Below are 25,145 nucleotides of genomic sequence, written 5' to 3'. Positions count from 1 at the left end.
GATCATAGTATGGAAGAAGAGCGCTTCATCAGCATAGGACGAGCCGCTTCAGGGGTGTTGATGCTAGCCTGCTACACAGAGCATGAAGAGGCACAGTGTTCGTGGCGCGACACCGTCAGAGGTCAGGGCGTATCAGCGAGGGAAATGATGCGTGAAGAATACGATCTATCGAATGCTGTGGAGGGTCGGCACGCCGAGCGTTATGCGGCTGGAACCGAGGTCTGGATTGACGGAAAACGGGTGGAGGCCTCTTCAGGTGCCGACTTCGTAAAGCTTGATTCGGACGTGAAACAGGCATTTCCTGACGCTGAATCTGTGAACGAGGTTCTGCGGATGCTCCTGAAGGCGGCGAAGAACATACAGGATCTTCCCAAGGCGAGCTAGCACCATGGCAACGAAACGCAAAAGCAAAGGCGCGTACATGATCTCCTCGGTCGCGGAGATGTACGAGATTCACCCCCAGACGCTCCGTCTCTACGAGCGCGAAGGCCTCCTGCGCCCCTCGCGGTCCGACGGCAACACCCGCCTTTACACCGACGAAGACCTCGAGCGGCTCGAGTTCATCCTGAACCTGGCGCGTGACCTCGGCGTCAATATTGCCGGCATCGCGATCGTGCTGCAGATGCGGGAGCGCATGGAGGAGATGAACCGGCAGATGCAGGGCTTCGTCGACTACGTCCGCACGGAGATGCTGTCGCGCATGCAGCCGCAGCAGCCGGGTGCCGGGCTTATCCCCATGCGCCGGCCCGTCGTGACCCCACCCAAAGAGCCCGTCAAAGCCCGGCTCGTCCGCAAGAAGTCCTGAAAAGGCTGTTTCAAAGTACACGGCGCCGCGTGGTGCCCGGCGCGATGATCTTTGCCAAGCGTCGGCGCGGGTTCTAGACTTGTAGATCTAGACCGACAACTTAACTTGGTCTGCGGGTCGGACCGTTCGCGGTGCTTCCTGCCAGGATTTTGATGCGATGAGTGTTGTACTGCACGTCTTGTTCTATGCCGCGATCGTCGGCACGGTGACTTCCACGATTTACTGCGGCATGGTGCTGGCGGCTGCCGTGCGTTTTGGCCTGCGCAAACGCCGCGAAGACCGCGCCCCTGCTGACTTTCTGCCTCCCGTCAGCCTGCTGAAGCCCTTGCACGGCAGCGAGGACGGCCTCGAGCGCAACATCGAAACCTTCTTCGAGCAGAAGTACCCCGCGCCGTTCGAGCTTCTCTTTTGCGCCCGTCACGAGACCGACGAGGGCCTCAAGCTTGCTCGTCGCGTCGGTGCCCGCTACCCCCACGTGGATGCCCGCTATCTCACCTGCGGCGAGCCCATGCCGAAGTTCCACAACGCGAAGGTCTACTCGCTCGAAAAGCTGGACGCGGAGGCGAAGAACGACCTCTTCATCACCAGCGACGCCGATGTCCGCGTCGAGCCGGACTACATCCTGCGGCTCATCCAGAACCTGCGCGACCCCCACATGGGCCTGGCCTCATGCCTGTACATCGGCACCCTGGACCACCCGGCCAAGGCCGGCCTCTCGGCGCATCTCGATGCCGTCGGCAAGAGCGTGGAGATGTCGTCCGGCGTCCTCGTCGCGGATATGCTCGAAGGCACGAAGTTTGCCCTTGGCGCCACCCAGGTGCTTCCTCGGAAGTCCTTCCAGGCGGTCGGCGGCTTTGCCGAACTGGGCCAGTTCTACGCCGACGATTTCGTGCTGGGAAACCGCCTCGCCGAGCAGGGCACAGGCGTCCGGATGGCAAGCCACGTCATCCGCCTGATGGTGCAGGACACGCCCTTCTGGCTCTCGTTCCGGAACCAGTTGCGCTGGATGCAGAGCACACGCCGCTCGCGCCCGTGGGGACATCTGGGTAGCGGCCTGACGTTTGCGATGCCGTTCGGCATCCTCGGCCTCATCTGGGGTTTGCTCAGCGGACATGCTCTGCTCGGGGTCGTGTGGCTGCTGGCGATGGTGGTCAACCGCTGGCTGCAGGCGGGAGCGATCCTGACCGTGCTGGGAGACAGCGGATGGCTGCACGGCACGCTGCTCTACCCCTTGCGCGATCTGCTCGGCAGCATCCTCTGGCTGGGCAGCTATGGTGGAGACAACTTTTACTATCGCGGCAAGATCTACAAGCTCAAGGACGGCGGACGCGTAGAAGCACCGGAATAAGCGCCAGGATGGGTGTCCCACATCTCGATTTCGAGATGTGGGTTTTCCACCTATCGATTGGTCAGGATCGTCTTCCCGCCGCCAGTAGCCAGCGTGTGTACTGGACCGAACTGCGCGAGGTCGGCGGCGCGTTTTGACGAGTACGTCAGCAGGAAGACCCGGGCAGTCCCACCCCACAGCGTATGGAGCGAGTCATCCGTCTCGAAGATGTGGGGGGAGTCGGGCCAGAACGAGCCGAACCACGGCCCATTCACACGCCCGTTGACGAGGCGAACCGGTTGCCCGGTGTAGAACAGCAGCGTGGAGCCTGAGGTCAGCTCGCCATCCAGAAGAATGACATCGCCTGGCTGGCGGACTTTTTCGATGGCCATCGCGAGGTCTTTCGATCCCAGAATCGGATTGAAGCGCACCAGACCCTCATGCGCTGCGAGCAGCGTGATCGTCATGCCGCCGGCGAGCGCGAGCGTGGCTGCGTAGCCGTGCCCCTTGCGACGCAGGATGTAGCTGCCAAGGCCCACCAGCAGCATTCCGATGGCGACGGCGGCAAGCGGCCCGCGGAAGAGTCCCATGGCCGCGCCGGTCAGGTCGAAGAGATGCCCCAGCGAGACGTTGTAAAGGTCCGGGTTGCTCGCCAGGAGCGTCGACAGATCGGCTCCCGGCGCGGGCTTCGGAGCCGTGATGGCGAAGAAGCCGCAGACGAGTGCGACCAGCGTGGTCAACGGCACCAGCAGCCATGCGGACCACCCCAGAACCCCGCTCCGGGCGCGTTGGTCTTCCACATCGGCGATGGGCCGGTCGGCGCGGGCGAGAAGCCCCGCTGCCAGGAGGGCCAGCGCGGGCAGCGCCGGAATCGAGTAGTATTCCTGCCGGTTTGAGATCGAGAAGAATCCAAGCACCAGAAGGGCCCAGGTGAGCAGTGCGAAGGCGGGTTCCTGATCCCGGCTCGCGATCATCGACCGCCGTAGGATGACGCGAACCTGCTCGGCCACCGCTCCCGGCAGGAATGCGGCGTAGGGCATCGCCCAGACGACGACGTACAGCCAGAACAGCCACACCGGGGTCAGTCCATAGTCATGCGGAACGCGCTTGGAGAGGAAGCGCGCCACGTGCTCGTTGTACAGATAGAACCACGCCCAGCCTCCCTGTGCTGGCAGCTCCATGCCGGGGGGGAGCGCGATGGCGGGGTTCCGCAGCGCCGCGAGGATGTGCCAGGGCAGCGCGATGATGAGGAAGACCGCCGTGCTTGCGAACACATGCAGCTTGGACAGCAGCTTCAGTTGTCCCGTCAGCGCGAGGTAGACCACCACGAAGCCGAGCGGAAACACCAGCCCGATCAGCCCCTTCGTCAGCAGGTTCAACGCCAGCACCGCGGCGAATCCGAGGCAGGGAAGAAGCGCCGACTCACGCGAACGCCGCGACCGGGTTGGGCGCACGCGTTCCACCGCAACCAGCGTCAGGTGAACGCCGATGGTCATCCACAGCGCGATCAGAATGTCGGGGATATAGAAGCGCGTGTACAGGTATGGTCCCACGCTGGTCGCAAGGGCGAGCGCAGCGTAAAGTCCGCCACGGTCGGGGCTTTCCTCCGGCGAAACGCTGCGGAACAATCGGATGCCAAGCGCATACACAGAGACGAAGAGTGCCAGCACCGCCAGCGCCAGGGGAAGTCGTGCGGCCCAGTCGTGGATGCCGAAGAGGCGCATCGAACCGGCGGCCATCCAGTACATCAGCGGCGGCTTGTCGAAGAAGCGGATGCCGTCGATGGTCGGCGTGACGAAATCGTGGCGTGCCAGCATCTCGCGCGCGATCTGGATGTAGACGGAGTCGACGTCGTCGAGCAGGCCCGGCGAGAAGATGCCTCCCAGTTGCAGGATCAACCATGCCAGCAGGATCAGTGCGATCGACTGCGGACGCCAGGAGTATGCGGGTTGTTGGTGGGTTTCGCTCATGTTTGCTTTCAGTGATCCAGAGGTCTGTCAGTGATGAGTGCTTTGCCGGAGGTCTCTTCCAGCACGATCTGGCGGCTGCCCAGCAGTCGGTCCACCTCGTCGCGCTTCTCGAGTGGCACGAACAGCAGTTTGCGCTCGCCCTTGCCCCACTGCCTGGCGAGGTCGGCGCTGGTCAGGAAGATATGCGGTGCATCGGGAAAACTCGCCCCGAAGAGCATTGAAGTGGAGCGACCGTCCACAAGAAGGACCTGCCGCCCGAGATAGAAGGGGATCGACGATCCATAGGCCTGATCGCCGTAGAGCATCACCTCGTTTTGGGGCGCGATGCGTCCGCTTGCTTCCAGTTCGTGGATCGACGCGGCCATGTCCTCGGAGGAGAGCATCGGCGCAAACCGGACCAGCGCAACATGCGCCGCGAAGAGGAAGAGCGCGCTCGTCAGGGCGACGGTGGTTGTGGCCGCGATGTGACGTCTCTGCATGCGCAGCATCCATGCGATCGCCGGGCCGGTCGCAAACGCGAACGCCGCCAGCAGCGCGGGCAGACGCAGCGCGGCGAAGCTCTGTCCTGTCAGGTCGAAGACATGCGACATGGAAAGTGTGTAGTCGCCGACGCTGCGATGCGCCAGCAGGTCGCCGATGTCCGGCACGAAGGGCAGGTGGCGGCTCACCCAGAGTCCGTAGCCGAGAGCCAGTGCAATCAAGACTCCCATGACGGTGAGGGAGGCATGGGCGAAGGCGATCCAGCGCCGTCCGTCTGCGTTGTGCACGTAGGTTTGCTCGGCGCGCGTGATGGCCGCGCAGGTCAGCAGAAGGATCGGCAGATACGCCGGGAACGTGTAGTACTCCTGATTGGTCGAGAGCGAGAAGAACGCCAGGATGATCGTCGTGAAGATGCCCAGCAGAAGCATCGTGCGCTGTGGCGCGTCGATGCGGTGAAAGGGCGAAAGCTTCAGCCCGCCGTGAGCCCGCCGCCGCGGAATCCCGAGCGCTGCCGACCCGGCCAGCACAAGCACCAGGAATGTAAACCAGTCCAGATGCAGGATCGCCTGCATCCCGAAACACGCCACCAGAAAGCCGACATTCAGCAGAGGTGTGTTGAACTTCGAAGGCACATGGTGCGTCAAGCCGGTCGTCTGGTGGACGTAGCGGCGGCGCAGGGCAGAGAGGGACAGCGGCAGGAAGAGGCTCCACGGAAACAGCCACACCGCATGCTGCATCCAGTAGAGATAGCCCGGCAGCTTGTTGTAGTCCATGGGGATGCGCTTGCCCAGGAAGCGCAGCACATGTTCGTTGATGAAGTAGAACCAGAAGAAGCCGTGGCCGTTCATGCCGCCGGTATTGCGCAGCCCAGCGAGGATGTGCCACGGAGCCGCGATCGCCAGGAAAAGCACGATGCCGGAGACAGGCTTGAGCCGCCGGATGCGCCGCAGGTCTCCCATCAGCAGCAGAAACACCAGTCCCGTGCCGAAGAAGAAGACCAGCGCGACCAGTCCCTTGGTGAGCACTGCCAGCGCCAGTGAAGCCCACATCGCATACGGATAGAACAGAGTCCCGGCGTACCATGCGTCGGCTGGCCGCTCGTCTCCTGCAGCATCCTGCGTCGCTTCGGCGGGCGCGTCGTCTTCCGGATAGAGCGCCTTCAGCATCGCGAACAGGGCCATCCCCAGCAGCAGCGAAAGCAGCACCTCCGGAATGAAGATCCGCGTGAACAGGAACACGCCGGTGGTGCTCAGAATTGCGATGGAGGTATAGAAGGCGGTCCGTGCTCCGAAGGCCTGGTTGGCCCATCGATGCCCCAGCAGGGCGAGCAGGGCCACCGCCAGCGCCTGCGGCAGATGCACCGCGAACGTATTGAATCCAAAGATGCGGAACGAGAGTGCGACCAGCCAGTAGGGAAGCGGTGCCTTTTCGAGATAGCGTATCCCGTTTACCTTCAGCGTCACGAGGTCGCCGGTGGTGGCCATGGCGCGTGCGGCGTTGGCGTGGGTGGCGTCGGCGTCGTCCAGCAGCGGCGGGGCAAACAGCGCCGCGAAGAACAGCAGAAGCCATAGCCCGCCGAGGATCATCGCCGTATTCCGCGGACGCGGCCCGCCGGCGTAGGAGCGGGCCAGAATGGAAAAAGTAGCTGTTGGTTTCATCGAGTTACGACTAGAACGCGCATCCCTAGCATAGACGACCGAGCCCTCGTTCTCGCGAACGCTCCGCGAATGCATGTATCGTGATGGTGGGTGAAGCGCCCGGAGGGCAATGCTGGATGCCGACGTTTGCTGCGATCGATATAGGTTCGAACTCCTGCCGTTTGAAGATAGCGTCCGTGGTACAGCACAAGCTTAAGACGCTGCATGAAGACCGTGAGGTGACACGCCTCGGCGAGAGCGTCTTCCAGACCGGCGTCATCTCCCCCGAGGCCATGGCCGCCACGATCAAGGCGCTCAAACGCTTCCATAAGGCCGTCCAGACGCACGTCGTAGACAAGGTGCGGGTCGTCGCCACCAGCGCCATGCGCGACGCACGCAACGCCGCCGCCTTCATCGAGTGGGTGAAGTCTGCCACCGGCTGGCAGGTGGAGGTCATCTCCGGCCTTGAAGAGGGGCGCCTCATCCACCTTGGCGTCGTCACGCATGAGGAGGGCGGCATGGGCAACTGCCTGCTGATCGACCTCGGCGGCGGGAGCTGCGAGGTTACGGTGTCGGAGAAAGGGAGCGTCAAGTCGATGGTCAGTCTTCCGCTGGGAGCCGTCCGCCTCCAGCAGGAGTTCCTCCAGAACGACCCCGCCACCAAAGAAGATATCGGACGTCTGAAGCAGTACATCGACCGGGAGCTCAAGAAGGCGGATCGCAAGCTTGGCAAGCCGCACGTCACGCTCGTCATCGCCACCTCGGGTACCGCCGCTGCACTGGCTGAGGCCAGCGAGGCCATTGCGGTCAAAGAGCCTGCACGCCGCACTGCGCCCAAGACCTTCGTGCGAGTGAAGCCCATGGAAGCGCTCACGCCCAATGTGCGTAAGCTGGCCGACAAGCTGGTGAAGATGACCAACGAGCAGCGCGCCGCCGTGCCCGGCATTGGGCCGCGCCGGTCGGAGATCATCACCGGGGGCGCGGAGGTCTATGCCGCGCTGCTGACTCGCATGGGTCTAAAGGGATTCCGTTACTCGCCGCTCGGTCTGCGCGACGGCATGCTGGCCCAGATGCTCGGCGAGGTCGATCTGCGCGGCTCCATGCACCTGAAGATCGAGAAGGAGCGTTGGGAAGGTGTGCTGGAGCTGTGTCGCCGCTACAACATCAACCTGGTCAAGGCCGAGCCCGTCCGCCAGCACGCCGGGGAGCTCTTCGATGCGCTGGCCCGTGTGCATGAGCTTCCGCCCGAGTATAAGCTCTGGCTCGAGGCAGCCGCCATGATGCAGGAGGCCGGCAAGTACATGAACCACCAGGGCCACTACCGGCACAGCCAGTACATCATCGCCAACTCCGAGATCTTCGGCTTCTCGCCGCAGCAGAGGTCGATCGTCAGCCTGCTCGCCCGCTATCTGGGCAAGAGCCGTCCCGACCCCATGGACCGCAGCATGCGCACGCTTCCCATCGAGGAGCATGTGCATGTCTTGCGCGCCGTCGTCCTCCTGCGCCTTGCCATGGCGCTCAACCAGGATCGCGCGACGGCCGCGGTCAAGGTCAAGACCGTGGTCTACCCCAAGCGCGTGCTCATCGAGCTCGTGCCGGGGCGCGGTGGCGCGGAGTTGGAGGCGTGGTCGCTGAAGAAGGAAGCCGCTTACTTCCGCGAGGTCTTCCGCCGCGAGCTCTTCGTCGAGGTGGCGTAGAGCGCCCGGACCGTGCGCGGGTCGAGCATCCACATCAGCGTCGAGGTGCTGCGCTGCACGCTGACGCGGGCGATCGAACCCTTGCGAAGACGAACGTTCGCGCTCAGATGGCTCGAGGTGGGCACCAGCATGGAGCCGAGGAAGTTCTCGATGTTCGGGCTGTGTCCGACGACGAGCACATTCTCATGCACCTGCACCTCCTGCACCAGCTTGTGGAAGTCGGTGATGGTGGCCGAGGGCGCAAGCGCGTTCGAGAGCAGCACGGGAGCCTCGTAGCCGCTCTCCGTTCCCACCAGTTGCGCCGTCTGCAGGGCGCGCTTCAGCGGGCTGGAAAGGATAACGTCGAACTGGATCTTCATCGCCTGCAGGATGTAGGCGAGTTGCAGCGAATACTGTTTTCCCTCTTTGTCGAGAGGACGCCTGACGTCCAGCAGAGGGTTGATGCGGCGTGTGCCGGCGCTGGCATGACGAAGAATAAAGAGATTCATAGGTTTCCGTTTCGCGGTCTCCTGGAGCTTCCTGCCCGGACAAGCGGGGTCAGGAGCGGACCGTCTTATGCTCTAGTCTAACAACTCCTTCGGTGCTTCCGAAGGAGTCTGCGCCAGCGGCTCTACGTCGTGGTGGAAGACTCCCGGATCGGGCGCATCGAGCGATGGCGCGATCGGCTCCTGCGCCGGAATCGGATCGGTTGCGACGATGGCCACGGGAGCCCTCGATGCGCGCCGGTCGACATCGGTCGGCGGACCGAAGGAGAGTGAACGGCGCTCCGGCGGAGCCACCATCTGCACCAGGATCGTCTCCGCGCCTCTCTGCCAGAAGCGCATGAACAGCATGAGGAACAGCCCGAGTTGCGCCAGCAGAAGCGTTGGCCACGCTCTTGGCTGGCCAAGGTGACGCAGTGCCGAAAGGCCGAAGAAGTACACCGCCAGACCGCCCGTCAGCGCCAGGGCCACGAAGAGGAAGTACGTCGATCCGAAGTGCGCGCGGAGCGAACGCAGCGCGGGCTTCAGTGCCTTGCGCACGCGCCGGTCCGGCTTGCCGTTCGGACGCAGCTTCATGGAACACTCCACCGTGTGGACCTCCACCAGATCGAAGTAAAGACGAATCAGGCAGAAGATGAGGAACACCACGAAGGCACCGGCCATCCGGAGAAAGAATCCAGCCTCACTCGGCATGCGCTGGTCGAGGAAGTGGGTCCATGCCGCCTGCACCACCGCGGCGAGCCCAAGCACAGGCACGGCGATCAGAAGCGTCAGCAGGGTGATGCGGAAGAAGCTGAGGAAACCCTCTACCCCGCGCCGCACAATGCCACTCAGCCCCAGTGTCTTCTCTGTCTGGTAGGCGTACAGCGTGCCCGGCACCAGCAGGAAATACGCGAGCACATAGACCGGAATACCGAGCATGGAGGCGCGCAGCGTTCCCGGCGCTCCCGTGCCGATGCGGTGCCCTGCATCCAGCAGAAAGCCAAGATCGAAGCCGCCGATCAGCCTCTGCGCCGCCAGCGAGTCCTGCGTTACCGCCGCATACTGCGAGCGCAGTCCGAAGCCTGCAGCCCACGCCAGCGACGCATTGAAGAAGTACGTCCAGAGCAGCGGACGAGGGTTGCGGACAGCGAGCGAAAGGCCGTGAAGAAAGGGAGAACGGGGCATAACACTCCTCGATGAGGCTACAAACTCGGGTTAGACAATCCAGCTTGCGAACTGCGCCAGCAACTGCATGCACGACGTCCACACCGCGGAGATCTTGCGCACCGGCAGGTTGCTGGTCTTCGTCGTGACGCTGTTATTGAAGAGGTCCGTGTCGAGTAGAACCACATGGTCGGGGTCGACTTCGGCGGAGACGATCTTCGATCCGCGGAGGTAGGTAAAGCGTGTCCAGCGATCGACGCCGTCCCATTGCTCACGGATCCGCGTGCCGTCTTCAAATACCACCTCCACCGTTACGGGAAGCACGAAGTCTCCCTTGCGATGCACGACGACCGTGTCGCGGTACTGCTTGCTCTTTGCGTCGTCAAGAAGCCACCACTGCGCAGGGTCCGACGAGATGCTGTCGATCGCATAGTCGAGGATGCGCGTTCCGTAGACCGCCTGCTCGAAAAAAGGCCGCAGGCTCGATCCCGCTACATTCAGGCTGGTCAGCGGAGCGCTCATATACGGCTCCGGAGAGACGATGCCCACATGCTCCGGGGTGGATGGATAGAGCGACACACTCGATGGAGCGAGCGTCGTCCCCGCACCGGGCAGCACCGGCACATAGCCCGTGGCGGTCGCCTTGCCATGCCGGATCGCCGCTTCTTCAATTGTGCGCAGAAAGTCTTCCGTCGTCGGATGCGAGAAGCGGTAGCGCATGAAGTACGTGCGCATCGCATCGTCCATTGTCTCCTTGCCCACGATGCCTTCGAGCGTCGCCAGCAGCGTGGCCGTCTTGCCGTACGTCACCCCGCCATAGGAGTTGGCGTTGCGGAACTTCCAAGCCGCCCGTGTCACAGGATCGAAGTCGGCGGCGGAGATGTACTGCAGGCGCTGCAGCGACGCATCCGAGATGTTCGCCCACGGCAGATCGAGGACCGACGTATGCCGCCCATACAGCGAGGCCATCACCGCCACCTCGGTGTAGGAGTTGATGCCCTCATCCAGCCACGCCTCTTCAAACTCGTTCGTCGCCACCATGCCGTACCAGTACTGGTGGCCGAACTCATGCTCCGCGGTAATCTCCGTGATGTGCGAGGGATCGAACCAGCTCGTGTCGCCTGTAATCAGCGTCGGATACTCCATGCCGCCGATCTCCGAACCCGGCTCCGGATCGATCAGCGTCAGCACCTTGTACGGATACGGTCCATACCGCACATCGAACTGCTGCATGCTCTTCTCGAGCACGTCCAGGTAGCGCGCGCCCGCCTTGGGCCCGTTGGCCTTCAGCGCCAGCACATGCACCTTCACCGGTCCTATGGAAGAGAGAAAGGTCCCATCCGTCACCACAAAGTGAGGGCTTGCCGCGAACGCGAAGTCGCCGACGTCTTCGGCATAGAAGCCCAGCGTCTTCGTCTTGTCGCCGTTGACGCTCTCACCGGTGGGCACGCCCGACGCACCGACCACGAATCGCTGCGGAATCGTCAGATGCACATTGAACGTGCCGAAGTCCGAGAAGAACTCCGTCGTCGAGTGGTACTGGTGGCAGTTCCATGCGCCATGCCAGAAGACGCCCACCTTCGGGTACCACTGCCCGCCCATCAGGAAGTCGCGCTTGTATCCGTTGCGCGCTACCGAGAGCGGAAACACATCGTGAAAGGTGAGATGAAACGTGATCGAATCGCCTGGAGCCAGAGGCCTTGGCAAGGTAATCTCGGCGACCGTGTGGTCCTGCTGGTTGCCATCGTCGGGAGCCGTAAAGTGCAGCGTCGAAGTCAGGTCGCCATAGCCGGTCGCGTCAATGTGCGCGATCTCGATCTTGCCCCGTTTCTCATCCGGATACTCGTTCTCCGTCTCGTTATCACGGATACCTCCGCCGAAGTGCGTCTCGCTCGTGAACGTCGACTCCGGCCGAAACGCGTTCAGGTAGAGATGAAACGGAAAGGTCGTCAGCGTCTGGCCTGTCAGGTTCTTGTAGACCAGCGTTTCGGTCGCGTCGAGTGTGTGGTGGTCCGGGTCGACCTTCGCCTCGATCGTGTAGGAAACCACGCGCGTGGAGAGCGGCACGGGGGAGTTCGTAGCACTCGTCTGCCCGCACACAGGCAGGGCAGCGGCGAGCAGAGTCGGCAGAACGAAGCAAAGGGGGCTGCGCATGGCTGTCATTGTAGAACGCCATTGCCGTCCGCCCGCCACAGTTCACTCGTCAATACTCCAAAGAGACGGCGCCTAAGACCAATTCGGGTCAAACCCGCGGCGGTAAGTGCGGCCACATGGTCAGGAAGGCGACGGACGTGCAGTCCTGTCAAAAAACCGAAGACCCGATAGAGCATGCCCACATAGAACCGCGCCGGCCAGCGCATCACGCCCGCCGGGATACGAAAGTCCGAGACCACCCAAAGCCCACCCGGCACAAGCCCCCCCGCAACACGAAGCGCCAGTGCATCGACCTCCGCCTGTGTCAGGCAATCGAGAAAGAAGTGCGTCGCCACCAGATCCGTACCAGCCTCGGGCACATAGTCCATCGCCTGCAACCGATGCGTCGTCACCCGCTCGCTCCTGGCACGTCGCTCGAGCAACGCAAGCATCGCCCCACTTGTGTCGACGGCATCGACCCGCACCCGCTCATTGCGGCGCAGAAGCTCCGCCACAAAGCGTCCGTCGCCGTCGCCGAGCACCAAAGCCTGCCTGCAATCCAGCATCTGCGGCAGAAAATACACCCGCGTTCGTTGCAGCAGAGGCCCCAGCGTCCCGTACTCCAGCCACCGGTATGGCCGCGCGATGCGGTCAAAGTTCACCGGTCGGGGAGCCTCGCTGGGTGTCTTTGCCATCGCTCCAGAATACCGTCGTGTCCGAGGAATTTTCATGTCACCGCACCGCCCTCCGTGATAAGACAGAACAATGCCTTACGTCCCTCCTGTGCAGCGCAAGCGAAAGCCCGGCGGCTTCGGCGATATTCTGCCGCGTGTCCTGCTTGGTGTGGCCGTGGTCTTTTATCTTCTCTGCTTCGTCCATCTGCGCGCGGACTTTCCCCACGGCACGCACTGGTACAGCTCCTCCATGACCACCAACGAAGGCTGGTACGCGGGCGCGGCGATCCACCACGTCGTCTTCGGCCACTGGTTCCTGCCCGACTCCTTCAACACCGCCGTCGCGCTTCCGGTATGGCCTCTTCTGCTGAGCCTCTGGTTCAAGCTGACCGGAGTCGGTATGGTCGCCGCCCGTACGCTTGCCCTGCTCGTCTACCTCGGCTCGCTCGCCGTCTTCTACTTTCTGCTCGGCCAGTATCGTCGCGGTCTCATGCCCGCCGTGGCCGTCGCGCTGATGGCCATCAACCCCTTCTGCTATGCCTTCGATCGCCTCGCCATCCTCGAGCCCCTGCTCGTTCTCCTCCTCATGCTCGGCCTCTGGTTCGCCTCGAAGATCCGCGATGAAGAGATCTGGAAGCAGGTCGCCCTCGGTGCCATCCTGTGGGTCATCGTCCTGACCAAGGCCTCCGGCTTTTTCCTCTGGCCGGCCATCCTCTATCACCTCATGACGACCATCGGCTGGCCGTCCTTCCGGACCATCCTCGCGATGCGTCGATGGCCGGACATGCGCCCCTTCCGCGCCGCGGGCATCGCCCTCGCCACCGCGCTCACGCTCTGGATCGTCTATCTCGCCGCCGTTCTGCCGCACCACTACGCGGACTTCCGCCTGCTCTTCGCCGTCTCCCCGGGCCATCTCCCGCACGATCTTCCCGACGCCACCCTCGACGCCATCACCACAGGCCTCTGGATGAGCCGCGCCCTCTGGATCTCGGCCCTCGGCATCATCTTCGTCTCGCTCTTCTGGCTGCGCGAGTTGTGGACGATGCCCATCTTCGGTAGCTGCGTCGTCACCATCGCCGGCTACCTCGGTGTCATCCTCTACCACGCCGATCGCGAGGCCGCCGACTACCTCGTCGTCGCCATCCCCGTCGTCGCTATCGTGCTGCTTGGCATCGATGCCCTGTGGCAGCGCAAGGTCGATGGCGTTGCCGCCTTCATCGCCGTGGTCCTCATCTTCACGTCCATGGCCATGATGTTCAAGACCGTCCGCTGGGTCTTCAAGCCGGAGTACACCCTCTTCGACGCCTCCGAAGGCATCGCCAACATCGTCCGTGCCGACCAGACCGCGAAGGCCCTTCTGCTCTCCAGCTCCGGCGACGACATCACCCTCATGACCGGCCTTCCCGCGCTCTGCGATCTCTACACCACGCACGGCCTCGACGCGCTGCTCGACCGCTACCAGCCAGGCTGGGCCGCGCTCTGGGACGGCCAGGACACCGCCCCGTTACAGAAGCACTACCGCCTGACAGAAAGGGCTCGCTACAAGGTCTACGACGACCCCACGCGCGACACGCTGGTCCTCTATCGCCTCGAAAAGCCCTAATCTCACTCGTTACCGGATCCAGAAGGGCAGCAATACCAAGGGCGCGAGCAAGACCGCATCCGCCGCCGCACGCAACGCTGGCCGAGCCATGCTTCCCCGCACCTCATCCAGTCCCATCAACCCCACCGCACTCAACCCCACCGCCGCCGGATACAGCCACTCCCCCCGCAAAGCGAGAGCCGCCGCCGCGAGGACCAGTCCGCCCGCCAGCAGCGAGAGCCGGCGCACCGCACGATGCGTCGTCCAGTGTGCATCCCGCTCCGGTTGCGGATGCTCCCACGCATAGATGTACAGGCAGTTCAAACAACAGAGCCCCGCGAACAGCACCGCATCCGGCAGCAGCGACAGCCGCAATCCGGGGTTGCGAGCCACCGTGGGGATAAAGGTAGCGGCCGCGAAGAAAGGCCCCACCATCAGCTCCTTCGGCAGCGCAATCCGTCGCCGTCCGCCCCGCAGCGGCGTCGCATGGATCAACACGAAATACCCCGCCATCAGCGCACCCTCGGTCAGGTAAAGATGGATGCTGTCCGAAGCCAGCCGGGGCAGCAATAACGCCAGCCCCACCGTGGCGATCGCCATTCCCACCCCGAACGCAGCTCGATGCCGGTGATGAAAGAAGTGCCGCGCCTCGAACTCCCCCGGCTCACCCAGAGGATCGAGCGCCCGCGTGTCCAGCAGACGATCCGCCGCATACAGCAGCCACACCGCCAGCCCCATCGCCACACCCGTCGCCACCGGCACCGCCGTGTGCGTCATCCGTGCCGTGAACATCGTCCACACCACCGCGACCATCGGCGCATCGAGCGAGAGCAGATGCCAAAGCACAAGCGGCGAGTTGCGTGCCTCCGCCAGCCTGGACTCGCTCTCCGAAGCCTCCGCGAACAGAACCTCGTCCAGCAGCTTCACTGCCCATCCACCCCGCGGGCATGCGCCCCCCGCATCCAGAACTCCGGATCAATGTCCGTAAACACGCTGTCGCGCCCCTCGATCGCCGCCAGCTTCTCCTCATCCTCGCGGCCAATCTTCGACGTCTCCACGAACGCCTCGAAGATCCGCTTCACGGCCTGGAACTGCGTATGGTGCGTGGCGAAACGCAACTCGGCGTAGTCCCGTGCCGCGCCCGTCGTGATGAGAAACTGCCAGTCCGAGGCCTCCAGCAATAGCAGTTCGCGGCACATCTGCTTCACGATCCGCGTCCCCAGCTCGCTACCCCGCCACACTCCTGCGCTGCATATCTCGCGGACCGCGATCTCTGCCGGATAAAGCTGCCCATACGTCCAGGTTGTCTCCGCATTCAGCCAGACGCGATCGTCACCGCCCGTGCCCCACGACCCCTCGTGCATCGTAATCGAGCCGCCCGTCCCATAGGCCGCGAGATAGTCCTTGCAACTGGTCAGCGCCACATCGCCCTGCGCCGCGAACGCCCTGCACACCGCCTCCAGCCACTCCGGCCCCTCGAACCACCAGTGCCCGAACAACTCCGCATCGAACGGTGCCGTCAGCACCGCCGGTTTCTCGCCCTTGGGACTCGCCGCCAGCGCCTCACGCACCATCTGCACGAAGTGCTCCGCATGCGTCCGGATGCGCTCCTCAGCCTGCTGCGGCCAATACGGCCTCTTGTCTTCCATCGGAACCCGCGCGCCTGTCACCTGCCAGTAGCGATGCCCCCCTGGATACCGCTTCTTATGGAAGTCCAGGTACTGCGCATCGCCCGGATACCCAATCTCGCCCGACCACACCTGCAGCCCCGTCTTCGGATCCCGCGCAAACACCGCCACCGCATGGTCCCGCTCGAAGGCGCCCTCGACCGTGTAAGCCTGGTACAGCGACCTCTGCGGAGCGTACGAAACCGGTGCCTCATCCTGACCGACGGAGTAGGGTGAAGCCGCGCGCGGCGTCTGCCCCACCAGGTGCGTATCGACAAAGAAGAAGTCCAGGTCCGATTCGCCAACCGCCTGCTCCACACCGATCCGCTCGAACCCGCCCAGCGAGGCGCCATCCGCGGCCTTGACCGGGTAGCTCCAGAACCCCGCCGGACGATACCCGCACTCCGGCACCCAGATCCCGCTCGGCGGCTTGCCGAAGTGGCGGATATATGTCTTCACCGCCGTGCGGATCTGTGCCCGCACGCTCTCATCCGTGCCCAGCAGCGGAAGGTAGCCATGCGTCGCCGCGCCGGTAATCACGTCGATCAGGCCCGCTTCATGAAAGCGCCGGAAGGCCGCGACGATGTTCTGCCCCACAGCCTCGAAGTCGTCCAATGCAGCCTGATAAAACGCTTGCCAGCGCCGGGCCATCCCGGCATAGGCCACCTCACCCGCCCCCGCGAAGACCGCCTCATCTTCCTTCGCCGCCTGAATTTTCCGTGTCACATACTTCGGAAACTCTGCCACGAACACCGGATGTACCATCTGCTCCAGCAGGATCGGTGACAAGTTGAGATTGAACTGCGCCGGAATGCCATCGCGGTGCAGATTGCCCAGCACGCGCAGCAGCGGCAGATACGTCTCGGCGGTCGCTTCGTGCAGCCACTCCATGCCATGGGGCCACGTACCGTGGTTTACCACATAGGGCAGATGGGCATGCAGCGTCAGCGTCAAAAAGCCAGCCGGTGTGTTTCGAATCTCGGTCAAAACGTGCAACCTCGTACAGGGTGAGAGGGGAGAGCCGCAAGCGAACTCAAGTGTACAGCCAAAGCAAAGAGCGGCAGGCCACCTTGGCCCGCCGCTCTTTGGATGCTGCTGCTCCGTCGCCGGACGCGCCGACTTGAGGATCGTGCCTTACTGATCGTGCCGCTGCAGATCGCCGTTCTGGCCGTTATTGCCCCCGGTCGGAACCCGCACGGTAATCGGCGAGGTCGTCGAGAAGCGCACCACGGATTCCGACACGATCTGCACCTGCTGGCCACGCGTCACCGTGTTCGCGCCCGCGCCCAGTGCACCGCCGGCACCCGCGCCGATCGCCGCACCCTTGCCGCCGCCGAAGATGCCGCCAAGGATCGCTCCAACCGCCGCGCCGCCGCCGATCTTCTCCGCCGTATTCTTGCCACGGCCCGTCCCTTCCTTGGAGAAGGCATCGGTCGAGATCGGAATCGTGTCGCCACGCCGCGAGAGGCTCGTCAGCGTCACGGCCAGGCGCGAGTTGCCGCTATAGTGGCCTGCATCCTTTGCATCGGTTACCTTGCCGGCCACGCGCGTGCCGGTCGGAAACGCAACCAGCCCGTCGACGATCACGTCGCTTGCTAGTGCGCCCGAGAAGCTTTCGCCCGGCTGCGTCGTCGCGCTATCCAGCGTCTGGGTCACGCGCACCGCCAGCGTGGTTCCCGACGGAATCGTCACATCGCGGAACGCCGGACGGGCGGGTGCCGGTGGCGGCGGAGGAGGCTGGTATGCCTGGGCCGGCTGTGTCGGCGGGGGAGCGGGAGAGTTCTGCTGCGGATAGTTCTGCGGTGGCGGTGTCCGCCGGTCGATCGGAGCCGGATGCTTCTCCACCTTCGCGATCCTGGGCGTCGGAGCTACCGGGGCCGGGGTAGGGGCAACCTCTACAGCGGCCGGTGCCGGTGTGGCAACTGGGGCTTCCTGGGTCACCGTCAGATTGTTGTTCACCACCCGGATGCCCGCCACCTGCGCGGCATCGTTCGCGGCCAGCGACCGCGCTGCTTCATTGGTCACGCTGCCGGTCAGACTCGCCACACCACCCACCACAGCCGTCTGGATCGGCTGTCCGGAAAGTCCGGCATCGGCCTGCAACTTGTTTTGGAGCGCGGTATTCAGCGCGGCATCGTCGACGGGCGGCGCACTCTTGCAACCGGCAACCGACAACACAAGCCCAAGGCCAAGCCCAGCGAGGCTTACCGAGCGGCGTACGAAATTCGTCTCGTTCTTCATAGAATTCCCCTTCGGAACCTTTCTCATGCGCGGGCCATACCTTCACTCCGCGGACGGTTAAGCGTACCTCTAAACGGCGCTTCCGTTTCACCTACTTTGACGCACCCCGTTACGTTTGCGGTGCTCCTTTTCGTGTCACCCTTCCCCCAGCCCCGCGAAGTCCCTGATATTCGCGCAACCTAATCCACCCGAAGGGCATCTTCCTGAGTGTGCAACTTTTCACCGGGAGCCGAAAAGCAGAATCAGAGACCTGCGGCGGCCCGGAGACACACCAGTTCCCGGATTTCTCGCATCAACCTCAACCGGATGCGTGAAATCCTGCTCCAACGAAACCCAAGTAGCGTAATCTTCGAACACACCGGCCAAGCCGATGTAACTCATACGAAGTAGAAAACAGGAGAAGCAACATGGCGGAAAACAACAGCGGAGTGAGCAATTTTGGCTGGTTCCTGGCAGGGCTTGGTATTGGCGCACTCGTTGGCGTGCTCTACGCACCGAAGTCCGGCAAGGAGACCCGCGAGGACCTGGTAGCCGGCGCACTCGACGCCAAGGAAAAGGCGAACGCCTACGCGCAGCAGGGTGTCCAGAAGGCCACCGAGTACTACGACACCGGCGTTGCCAAGGCCAGCGAAGTCTACGGCCAGGGCGTCCAGAAGGCCAATGAACTCGTCGGCCAGGGCAAGCAGGTTGCCGCCGACTACGTCGACAAGGGTAAGGAATACTACGAGAAGGGCCGCACCCAGTGGTCGCAGTATGTCGACAAGGGTAAGGACCTCATCGCAAACCAGAAGGAAGCCGTTCAGGCTGGTGCCGATGCCTACGTCGAGAAGACTCACGAAGTGGCGTCGTAACAATCTGCGGTTTGTTTGTGTTTCACGGATGGGGCGTGCCGCAGTGGCGGGCGCCCCTTCCTCATGTGGTGTAGCATCCTGAGCGGAGGCGGCTAAATGGTACTCGCAGCATTATGGTTACAGTCGGGGGAAGTGTCGGGCGATTACGTCAAATGGCTCACCGTCTTCGTGGGCATCCTTGCCTTTGCTCTGCTCTTTCAGGCACTCGGCATGGTCTTCTTTGCCATGCGTGCCGTCAGCGCGATGAAGGACTTGAAGTCCTCGCTCGATGAGGCCAAGGTCAAGGCTCTTCCGATGATGGGGAACATCTACGACATCACCCTCACCACGCAGGGTATCCTCACGGACCTCGCCCCCAAGATCAAGGTCATCAGCGAAAACGTGACGGAGACCAGCCATACCGTCCGTCAGACCGTCGGCCAGCTCGACAGTACCCTCCGTCAGACGGTCGAACGCGCCGCCGTGACCTTCGACGACGCTAACTTCCGAACGCAGCGGCAGGTAGCCCGCGTGGATGCCATGGTCGCCAGCACCCTCGCGGCGACCTCTGAGATCGGCGCCACCATCCACGAAGGCATCCGCGTTCCCATCCGCAAGATCACCGAAGTCGTGGCCCAGTCCAAGCACCTCATCGACAACATGATCGGCCGCGCCAAGGCAGTCGGAGCAGGCCTGAACGCCTACATCAATCACGTCAAGCCCACCGAGAAGCACGAAGACATCAACCGCGTCGACTGGTAATCAGCCCAGAACCCGCGTGCCCCACATCTCGCTTCCGAGGTGTGGGGTTTTTCATGGTCCCTCAGCTATTCCGGTTCACAATCCAGCCACCGCCCACAACCTCATCCCCCTGGAAGAAGATCGCGGACTGTCCCGGCGTAATCGCCCGCTGCGGCTCGTCGAAGACCACATGCGCGAGCCCTTCGCCAGCCGGAGAAAGCGTTGCCCACGCAGGCTCATGCCGATGGCGAATCTTGGCCTCCACGCGAATCGGCTCCGTCAGCTCTGCAATGGAGATCCAGTTCAGCCGGTCCGCATAGAGCTCCGTTCCCATCAACTCGGCCTCGCTTCCCACCGTCACCGCGTGGCTCTCCGGATGAATCTGCAGCACATACAGCGGATTCGGGCTGGTCAACCCAAGCCCCTTCCTCTGCCCCACCGTCACGGTATGGATCCCCGCATGCTTCCCCAGCACTTCGCCGGCGGTCGAAACCAGTTCGCCCGAGAGATCCGGCTGCTCCTCGCCCACATCCTCCAGATACGCTGCCAGAAACGCTGAGTAATCGCCGCCGGGAATAAAGCAGATCTCCTGCGAGTCGGGCTTCTTCGCCAGCGCCAGTCCTGCATCCGCTGCCATCTGCCGCACCACCGGCTTGGTCATCTCGCCCAGCGGAAACAGCGTGTGCGCCAACTGGTCCTGCGTCAGCCCAAACAGAAAGTAGGTCTGGTCCTTCGACCGATCCGCCGGCCGAGAAAGAATCCACCGCCCGCGCGCCTCGTCGTAGTGATTCCGCGCATAGTGGCCGGTGGCGATGCGATCCGCGCCAATCTGCCGCGCGGTGATCAGCAGCGCATCGAACTTCAGGTGGTTGTTGCAGAGTGTGCAGGGAATCGGCGTACGCCCAGCCAGATACTCGCTCACGAACGGCTTCACCACCTCGTTCTCGAACCGCTCCTCCTGGTTCACGAGGTAGTAGGGAATCCCCAGGTGCTCCGCCACACGCCGTGCGTCGTAGACATCGTCGATGGAGCAACACCGGCCCTGTACTGATTCCGGCATCCCTTCGTGTCCGGCCAGCCGCCTCTGGTTCCAGAGCTGCAGGGTCAGCCCGACCAGCGTATGCCCCTGCTCGCGCAGAAGCGCGGCAACGGCGGAGGAATCGACTCCTCCGGACATGGCAACGGCAATGGTCTCAGGCGCAGACATCCTGCATATATTTTACGCCGACCAGCGACAGGCCCATCGCGAAGCATTCACACGTCACGAAGTGACCGCTCCGCGCGCAGCGGCCCGTCTGGCACGACTACTCCGTTTCCTTCATAAACGCCGCCAGATAATCCTTCCAGATCGCCGCCACCGTATGCGTTCCATGCCCCCGCGTGGCGTCCGAAGTCGGAATCAAAATAAACTTCGCCCGCGGCATCGCATGCACCATCTTCTCCGCGATCCCCAGCTCCGGCGGATTGATATAGTCGTCCGCCGAGTTGATCCAAAGCACCGGCACGGTAATCGTCCCCAGCTTCGGTGTCGGGTTATAGTTCCGGCTGGCGTTCACGTAATAGATCATGTCGTTCGCGTCCGTCCGGGCCATCGTCCCAGCCAGATATTTGTCGACATAAGCCTCCGCCGCCGCCCGAGTAGGCGCCGCCTTCTGCATCTGCAGCGGGCTCGAGCCCATCACCAGCAGCATCTCGTTCGCGGTCCGCAGCCCCTGGACGGGCTCGCTCTTGTACTCCCCGCCCATCCACGCGGGATCGTTCCTGATCGCCGAGATCGTCATATACCGCATCATCCGGTTCCGCCCCGCCAGCTCCACCGGCAGACACGCAAACGGGGCCAGCGCTTGCGCATAGCCCTGATACGTCTCGCCCCACACAAACGCCTGCATGCACCCCATCGACGTCCCCAGAACCAGCCGCAGATGGTCGACCTTCATCCCTTCGGTCAGCATCATGTACTGCGACCGCACCATGTCGTCGTAGTCGTACTGCGGAAACTTCGCGTGCATCCCATCGGAAGGCTTGCTCGAAGTGCCCTGACCGATATCGTCCGGCAGAATCAGAAAGTACTTCGTGATATCGAGCACCCCACCCGGCACAAACAGCACCTCCGAGAACACCGGATTCAGCAGCGAGTGAGCATCCCCGCCCGTGCCATGCAGCAGCAGCACCGCGTTATCCACATGCCCGGCGGCGTCCTTGTGCGGTGTGCCCAGCGTCAGGTAGTGCAGCCGCAGACGGTCGATCGTCTCGCCATCCTTGAACTGGAAGTGGTTGATCGTATACGTCCCATCGACGGTGGGCCAGGCCTGCGGAGCGCCCTTCGGCGCCAGCGCCTGACCCAGCAAAGAACCGGAAAACGCGACAAGAGAGAGCAGGGCGGCAAGACATTTCATCGAAGAACGCTCCAGACAAAGACAGGATGCGTAATATATTACTCGACCCGCCACCACCGCTCGCTTCAGCCCACGCTGACCGGACGAAGCACGCCCAACACCCGGCTCTCCGGCCGCAGCCACCACGACGCCAACGTCAGCACGGTCAGGATCAGCGGGGCGATCACATGAAATCCATACGCCCCATACCCGCCCACCGCCGCGCACGACGCAGACGCCCCTGTCAGGTCGAAGAAGATCCCCGCATAGGCCCACTCCTTCAGCCGCGGATACCGGGGCGCCACGATCGCAATCGCCCCCAGCACCTTCCAGAACCCAAGGATGACCATGAAGTAGATCGGATAGCCAAGCACCGGCACCGTGCCGTGCAGGTCGCCGCGCAGCATCGACATCTGCGCGGCCCCTCCACTCCCGATAAAGAAAGCCACCAGCGCGGTCGTCGTCCAGTACGGAACGCTTCCCCTCATAGCTCCTCCGCCAGTTTGTCCAGCTTGCCCAGGAACCCCTGCCATCCGTACTTCGCGCCCTTGTAGGCCATGTCCTCCTCCGACCGGAAGCCCGCCTGCTCCATCCGCAGATGCGTCCCGCCCTCGGTCGGCGTCAGCGTAAAGGTCACCACGCTCTCCAGCCCCATCGAGTCCCAGCGATACGAGAGCTTTGTCTTCGGCTCCACCGCCAACACCTTCGACTCGATGATCCCGTCCCAGCCCTGCACCGGCGTTGAACGGAACTGGAACCCATGCCCCACCACCGGCTGAAACTCGTTCTTCATCAGCCACTGTGCAATCAGCGGGCTCTCCGTCAGCGCACGCCATATCTTGTCCGGCGTGTGCGCCATCTCGCGCTCGATCACGAGAGTGCGTGTTGCGGTCGTATCGCTCATCTACTCCATCCTTTCCAGTAACTGCTCCAGTTGGTCGAAACGGTCGCGCCAGAACGCGCCGTACACATTCATCCAATCCACCAGAGGCCCCAGCGCCAGCGGCTCCGCGCGATAGTGCGTCTCGCGGCCATCCCGCCTGTGCTGCACCAGCTTCGCTCGCTTCAGCGCCGCCAGGTGCTTCGAGACCATCGGCTGCGAAACCCCCGCGCGTTCGGTCAGGGCATGCACGGTCTGCTCCCCATCGCGCGTCAGCCGTTCGAAGAGAGCCCGCCGGGTGGGATCGGAGAGTGCCTTGAAGACGTGATCCGGGTTCGCTGCCATGAAGAAAACCATAACCATATGGTTATTGATTGTCAACCACTCTATTCCAAAATAAAAACGGGGGACAGCCGAAGCCGTCCCCCGTTCCTTCGCCCTGCCTGCGGCGTTACTCCGCCGTGTGCCCTCCACGCTCCTTCGCCACCGAAGCAGGATCCGGCGTCGTCAGTGGCTTGGTGATCTCGTCCAGCAGATCCGGAGTCCCTTCCACCCGCACCAGGGCCGGATATTTCTCACCCTCGAAGTAAGGCAGATCCACCACGTTGATGAACGTCTCCGTCTGTACGATCAGGTGGATCGGCTCAGTCTTGCCCTTCGCCGCCACCACTGCCGCCTTCAGCCCGTCGCCCGAATACACCACGCCGTTCACCGCGATGATCTTCCCGCCCGGAGCCAGTTTGGCCTTGTCCGCCGGGCTACCCCAGCGCACATCGGCAATCGCGCCCTCGGTCGAGACCCGCAGTCCAAGCGAGTACCAGACATTCACGCCGCCGCGTCCACGCCCAGCCGTGGGAGCATCGCTCGCCGGATGATCCTGGTACACCAGCTTGTACCCGCCCTGCTCGATTCCCTCGGTATTCGCATGCGCGTTCAGCGACGTAATCCGCGTCTTCAGGAACGTGGCCCAGTCGCACTTCACCACCTCGTTCAGATCCTTCACCAGCTCGTCGAACTCATAGGGCACAATCAGCGGTCCGGTATTGCCGCCCTTGCCCAGGAAGATGTGCTGGAAGTCCGTCAGCGACTTCTTCCCATCCGTCAGCTTGCGGATCGTCGTGTCGGCGTCCAGCCACAGCAGCTCGCCCTCCTGGTAGTAGTCCTGCCCGCGCTTCCAGTTCGACCACGCCGGATTCCCACCGCGCAGAACGCTTGCCGCAATCGCCGTATCCTCCGTATTGCGCCAGATACGCCCGGACTTATAGTCCAGCGAGCCCGCCGATGCCGCCAGGTCGTTCCTGTACTGCGCCTGCGTCTTCAGCCCCGAACGCGCCGCGAGGACATTGCCCATATACTGCGTCATGCCCTCATAGACCCAAAGCAGATCGCCCTGCTCCGGCTCCTCGAACGTAGGCTGGTACAGCCGCGCCGGACGGCGGTACTTGCCGTTCCAGGAGTGCGTAAACTCATGTGCCAGAAGGTCCGCATCCGCAAGCTGTGAGGTCTGCGTGGCAAACGACTTCTCGTTCACCCCGTTATCCGAAGACTGACCATGCTCCAGCCCCTCGCCGCCCGCGACATCGGAAAGCGTCAGCAGAAAGTGGTAGGTCGTGTAGTGCCGCGAGTTGTACGCCGCACCCGTCTCATGGACGAGGTTGTTCAGCTCCGCCAGCAACTGCGGTCGCAGGTTGGAGTCCTCGGGCTGGTCCGACACCACGTCGATATAGTGCTTCGGCATCACATCCGGAGCCAGCGGAAACTCACGGAAGTACTGCCCCGCGATCACCGGTGAATCCTGCAACTGCTCCACCGAGAGCACGCCATACTTCTGCGTCGTCCCCGGCAGCCCGCTGTTCAGCGACGGAACCGCCGGTCCCATCGGAATCAGCGCCGTGCCCTGTCCCCAGCCCGTCGGAACGGTCACGCTGGGCTCGACCAGAATGTCTTTCACCGGCGTCCCTACCGGATACAGCAGCAGCTTCTCCCACTCCAGCACGGCCATCTTCTGCGTCGCGCGCGAGGTCACAATGCAGTCCAGGTGAGCGTGCAGCGTCTTCACGCCCTTCGGCACCGTCACGTGGAATTGGTAGAGATTCACATCGTCCCGGCGCCACGGCAGCACGGTCCCGTTGGCCGTAAACACCACGCCCGTAATGTCATCCACCGGCCCGGTCGGCCTGTGGTTGCCCGGAATCCACTTCGGCGTCGTCAGCGTGATAGGCCCCGCCGTGACCGGAATATCGACCTCAGCGTGATACAGCTTGCGCGGCCCCTCGGTCAGGTCGGCGGTAATCTGGATCGGGGTCGTCTTGTACGGCTGGGCGGCAGCCGTGGCGAGCAGCGCCAACGGCAGCAGGGAAGCGGCAAAGCTCTTCATAGTGCGGGTATTTCCTCTCAAAAGACCTTGGATGGCTTAAAGGACGAACCCGCGCCCTGGAAAGTCTCCAAAGCGCGGGCCCTAAGATATCAGCAGCAAAA

At 63.2% G+C, this 25,145-nt stretch carries 22 protein-coding genes; 7 read left to right on the top strand and 15 right to left on the bottom strand.

The annotated features are described in order from the left end of the window. The first annotated feature begins 9 nt into the window (after nt 1–9). The 3 genes from BM400_RS20655 to BM400_RS20645 all read left to right on the top strand — a co-directional run bounded on the left by BM400_RS20655 (nt 10) and on the right by BM400_RS20645 (nt 2,153). Nucleotides 10–384, top strand: coding sequence for a hypothetical protein (locus BM400_RS20655; protein WP_245782060.1), 375 nt, complete (start codon nt 10–12; stop codon nt 382–384). 4 nt (nt 385–388) lie between these two features. Continuing rightward, complete coding sequence (locus BM400_RS20650) at nt 389–805, top strand: MerR family transcriptional regulator (RefSeq protein WP_089843499.1); 417 nt, start codon at nt 389–391, stop codon at nt 803–805. A 157-nt stretch (nt 806–962) separates the two neighbouring features. Then, nucleotides 963–2,153, top strand: coding sequence for a glycosyltransferase (locus tag BM400_RS20645; protein WP_089843496.1), 1,191 nt, complete (start codon nt 963–965; stop codon nt 2,151–2,153). Between the two features lie 50 nt (nt 2,154–2,203). On the opposite strand, the gene BM400_RS20640 is transcribed toward BM400_RS20645, so the two are convergent. Both BM400_RS20640 and BM400_RS20635 read right to left on the bottom strand, forming a co-directional pair. Then, nucleotides 2,204–4,102, bottom strand: coding sequence for an ArnT family glycosyltransferase (locus BM400_RS20640; RefSeq protein WP_089843493.1), 1,899 nt, complete (start codon nt 4,100–4,102; stop codon nt 2,204–2,206). 8 nt (nt 4,103–4,110) lie between these two features. Further along, nucleotides 4,111–6,240 carry an ArnT family glycosyltransferase gene (locus BM400_RS20635; RefSeq protein WP_089843490.1) on the bottom strand — a complete coding sequence of 710 codons (2,130 nt, stop codon included), beginning with the start codon at nt 6,238–6,240 and terminating at the stop codon, nt 4,111–4,113. 116 nt (nt 6,241–6,356) lie between these two features. Here BM400_RS20635 and BM400_RS20630 point away from each other — a divergent pair, with 116 nt between their 5' ends. Continuing rightward, nucleotides 6,357–7,916 carry a Ppx/GppA phosphatase family protein gene (locus tag BM400_RS20630; protein ID WP_089843488.1) on the top strand — a complete coding sequence of 520 codons (1,560 nt, stop codon included), beginning with the start codon at nt 6,357–6,359 and terminating at the stop codon, nt 7,914–7,916. On the opposite strand, the gene BM400_RS20625 is transcribed toward BM400_RS20630, so the two are convergent. From BM400_RS20625 to BM400_RS20610, 4 genes are all read right to left on the bottom strand, one after another. After that, nucleotides 7,868–8,404, bottom strand: a complete 537-nt coding sequence (locus BM400_RS20625) for a SixA phosphatase family protein (RefSeq protein WP_089843485.1) — start codon at nt 8,402–8,404, stop codon at nt 7,868–7,870. The genes BM400_RS20630 and BM400_RS20625 overlap by 49 nt on opposite strands. 72 nt (nt 8,405–8,476) lie before the next feature. After that, on the bottom strand, nt 8,477–9,565 hold the full coding sequence (locus BM400_RS20620; protein WP_089843482.1) for a hypothetical protein: 1,089 nt from the start codon (nt 9,563–9,565) through the stop codon (nt 8,477–8,479). Between the two features lie 30 nt (nt 9,566–9,595). Continuing rightward, nucleotides 9,596–11,698 carry a M1 family metallopeptidase gene (locus BM400_RS20615; protein WP_089844007.1) on the bottom strand — a complete coding sequence of 701 codons (2,103 nt, stop codon included), beginning with the start codon at nt 11,696–11,698 and terminating at the stop codon, nt 9,596–9,598. 5 nt (nt 11,699–11,703) lie between these two features. Next, nucleotides 11,704–12,372 carry a class I SAM-dependent methyltransferase gene (locus tag BM400_RS20610; protein ID WP_089843479.1) on the bottom strand — a complete coding sequence of 223 codons (669 nt, stop codon included), beginning with the start codon at nt 12,370–12,372 and terminating at the stop codon, nt 11,704–11,706. Nucleotides 12,373–12,442: 70 nt separating this feature from the next. On the opposite strand from BM400_RS20610, the gene BM400_RS20605 reads away from it, so the two are divergent. Next, a complete protein-coding gene (locus tag BM400_RS20605; protein ID WP_089843477.1) occupies nt 12,443–13,954 on the top strand; it encodes a glycosyltransferase family 39 protein in 1,512 nt (503 codons plus the stop codon). Nucleotides 13,955–13,963: 9 nt separating this feature from the next. On the opposite strand, the gene BM400_RS20600 is transcribed toward BM400_RS20605, so the two are convergent. From BM400_RS20600 to BM400_RS20590, 3 genes are all read right to left on the bottom strand, one after another. Continuing rightward, on the bottom strand, nt 13,964–14,860 hold the full coding sequence (locus tag BM400_RS20600) for a hypothetical protein (RefSeq protein ID WP_245782059.1): 897 nt from the start codon (nt 14,858–14,860) through the stop codon (nt 13,964–13,966). Next, on the bottom strand, nt 14,857–16,587 hold the full coding sequence (locus BM400_RS20595; protein ID WP_245782058.1) for a glycoside hydrolase family 57 protein: 1,731 nt from the start codon (nt 16,585–16,587) through the stop codon (nt 14,857–14,859). The genes BM400_RS20600 and BM400_RS20595 overlap by 4 nt, the downstream gene beginning before the upstream one ends. Nucleotides 16,588–16,734: 147 nt before the next feature. Beyond that, nucleotides 16,735–17,841 carry a BON domain-containing protein gene (locus tag BM400_RS20590; protein ID WP_175529174.1) on the bottom strand — a complete coding sequence of 369 codons (1,107 nt, stop codon included), beginning with the start codon at nt 17,839–17,841 and terminating at the stop codon, nt 16,735–16,737. Nucleotides 17,842–18,248: 407 nt separating this feature from the next. Between BM400_RS20590 and BM400_RS20585 the strand changes: the two genes are divergently transcribed. Next, complete coding sequence (locus BM400_RS20585) at nt 18,249–18,692, top strand: YtxH domain-containing protein (protein WP_089843469.1); 444 nt, start codon at nt 18,249–18,251, stop codon at nt 18,690–18,692. Between the two features lie 96 nt (nt 18,693–18,788). After that, nucleotides 18,789–19,433 carry a hypothetical protein gene (locus tag BM400_RS20580; protein ID WP_141224029.1) on the top strand — a complete coding sequence of 215 codons (645 nt, stop codon included), beginning with the start codon at nt 18,789–18,791 and terminating at the stop codon, nt 19,431–19,433. A gap of 61 nt (nt 19,434–19,494) precedes the next feature. On the opposite strand, the gene mnmA is transcribed toward BM400_RS20580, so the two are convergent. From mnmA to BM400_RS20550, 6 genes are all read right to left on the bottom strand, one after another. Next, a complete protein-coding gene (gene mnmA, locus BM400_RS20575; RefSeq protein ID WP_089843463.1) occupies nt 19,495–20,619 on the bottom strand; it encodes a tRNA 2-thiouridine(34) synthase MnmA in 1,125 nt (374 codons plus the stop codon). A 97-nt stretch (nt 20,620–20,716) separates the two neighbouring features. Beyond that, on the bottom strand, nt 20,717–21,808 hold the full coding sequence (locus BM400_RS20570) for an alpha/beta fold hydrolase (protein WP_089843459.1): 1,092 nt from the start codon (nt 21,806–21,808) through the stop codon (nt 20,717–20,719). Between the two features lie 65 nt (nt 21,809–21,873). Beyond that, complete coding sequence (locus BM400_RS20565) at nt 21,874–22,275, bottom strand: DoxX family protein (protein WP_175529173.1); 402 nt, start codon at nt 22,273–22,275, stop codon at nt 21,874–21,876. After that, nucleotides 22,272–22,691: an SRPBCC family protein gene (locus BM400_RS20560; protein ID WP_089843452.1), complete on the bottom strand. Its 420-nt coding sequence runs from the start codon at nt 22,689–22,691 to the stop codon at nt 22,272–22,274. The genes BM400_RS20565 and BM400_RS20560 overlap by 4 nt, the downstream gene beginning before the upstream one ends. Further along, a complete protein-coding gene (locus BM400_RS20555; protein WP_089844002.1) occupies nt 22,692–23,012 on the bottom strand; it encodes an ArsR/SmtB family transcription factor in 321 nt (106 codons plus the stop codon). A gap of 106 nt (nt 23,013–23,118) precedes the next feature. After that, nucleotides 23,119–25,044 (bottom strand): M61 family metallopeptidase, encoded by a 1,926-nt coding sequence (locus BM400_RS20550; RefSeq protein WP_089843449.1) that lies wholly within the window; start codon nt 25,042–25,044, stop codon nt 23,119–23,121. Nucleotides 25,045–25,145 lie beyond the last annotated feature (101 nt).

Source organism: Granulicella pectinivorans (assembly GCF_900114625.1).
In the GTDB taxonomy this organism is placed as follows: domain Bacteria; phylum Acidobacteriota; class Terriglobia; order Terriglobales; family Acidobacteriaceae; genus Edaphobacter; species Edaphobacter pectinivorans.
The sequence above is the reverse complement of the archived record's forward strand: the minus strand, read 5'-3'. Positions and strand labels throughout refer to the sequence as shown.

Coding starts and splice junctions, on each gene's coding strand:
- BM400_RS20655 (WP_245782060.1), top strand. CDS start 10: ATGGAAGAAGAGCGCTTCATCAGCATAGGACGAGCCGCTTCAGGGGTG.
- BM400_RS20650 (WP_089843499.1), top strand. CDS start 389: ATGGCAACGAAACGCAAAAGCAAAGGCGCGTACATGATCTCCTCGGTC.
- BM400_RS20645 (WP_089843496.1), top strand. CDS start 963: ATGAGTGTTGTACTGCACGTCTTGTTCTATGCCGCGATCGTCGGCACG.
- BM400_RS20640 (WP_089843493.1), bottom strand. CDS start 4,102: ATGAGCGAAACCCACCAACAACCCGCATACTCCTGGCGTCCGCAGTCG.
- BM400_RS20635 (WP_089843490.1), bottom strand. CDS start 6,240: ATGAAACCAACAGCTACTTTTTCCATTCTGGCCCGCTCCTACGCCGGC.
- BM400_RS20630 (WP_089843488.1), top strand. CDS start 6,357: ATGCCGACGTTTGCTGCGATCGATATAGGTTCGAACTCCTGCCGTTTG.
- BM400_RS20625 (WP_089843485.1), bottom strand. CDS start 8,404: ATGAATCTCTTTATTCTTCGTCATGCCAGCGCCGGCACACGCCGCATC.
- BM400_RS20620 (WP_089843482.1), bottom strand. CDS start 9,565: ATGCCCCGTTCTCCCTTTCTTCACGGCCTTTCGCTCGCTGTCCGCAAC.
- BM400_RS20615 (WP_089844007.1), bottom strand. CDS start 11,698: ATGCGCAGCCCCCTTTGCTTCGTTCTGCCGACTCTGCTCGCCGCTGCC.
- BM400_RS20610 (WP_089843479.1), bottom strand. CDS start 12,372: ATGGCAAAGACACCCAGCGAGGCTCCCCGACCGGTGAACTTTGACCGC.
- BM400_RS20605 (WP_089843477.1), top strand. CDS start 12,443: ATGCCTTACGTCCCTCCTGTGCAGCGCAAGCGAAAGCCCGGCGGCTTC.
- BM400_RS20590 (WP_175529174.1), bottom strand. CDS start 17,841: ATGAAGAACGAGACGAATTTCGTACGCCGCTCGGTAAGCCTCGCTGGG.
- BM400_RS20585 (WP_089843469.1), top strand. CDS start 18,249: ATGGCGGAAAACAACAGCGGAGTGAGCAATTTTGGCTGGTTCCTGGCA.
- BM400_RS20580 (WP_141224029.1), top strand. CDS start 18,789: ATGGTACTCGCAGCATTATGGTTACAGTCGGGGGAAGTGTCGGGCGAT.
- mnmA (WP_089843463.1), bottom strand. CDS start 20,619: ATGTCTGCGCCTGAGACCATTGCCGTTGCCATGTCCGGAGGAGTCGAT.
- BM400_RS20570 (WP_089843459.1), bottom strand. CDS start 21,808: ATGAAATGTCTTGCCGCCCTGCTCTCTCTTGTCGCGTTTTCCGGTTCT.
- BM400_RS20565 (WP_175529173.1), bottom strand. CDS start 22,275: ATGAGGGGAAGCGTTCCGTACTGGACGACGACCGCGCTGGTGGCTTTC.
- BM400_RS20560 (WP_089843452.1), bottom strand. CDS start 22,691: ATGAGCGATACGACCGCAACACGCACTCTCGTGATCGAGCGCGAGATG.
- BM400_RS20555 (WP_089844002.1), bottom strand. CDS start 23,012: ATGGCAGCGAACCCGGATCACGTCTTCAAGGCACTCTCCGATCCCACC.
- BM400_RS20550 (WP_089843449.1), bottom strand. CDS start 25,044: ATGAAGAGCTTTGCCGCTTCCCTGCTGCCGTTGGCGCTGCTCGCCACG.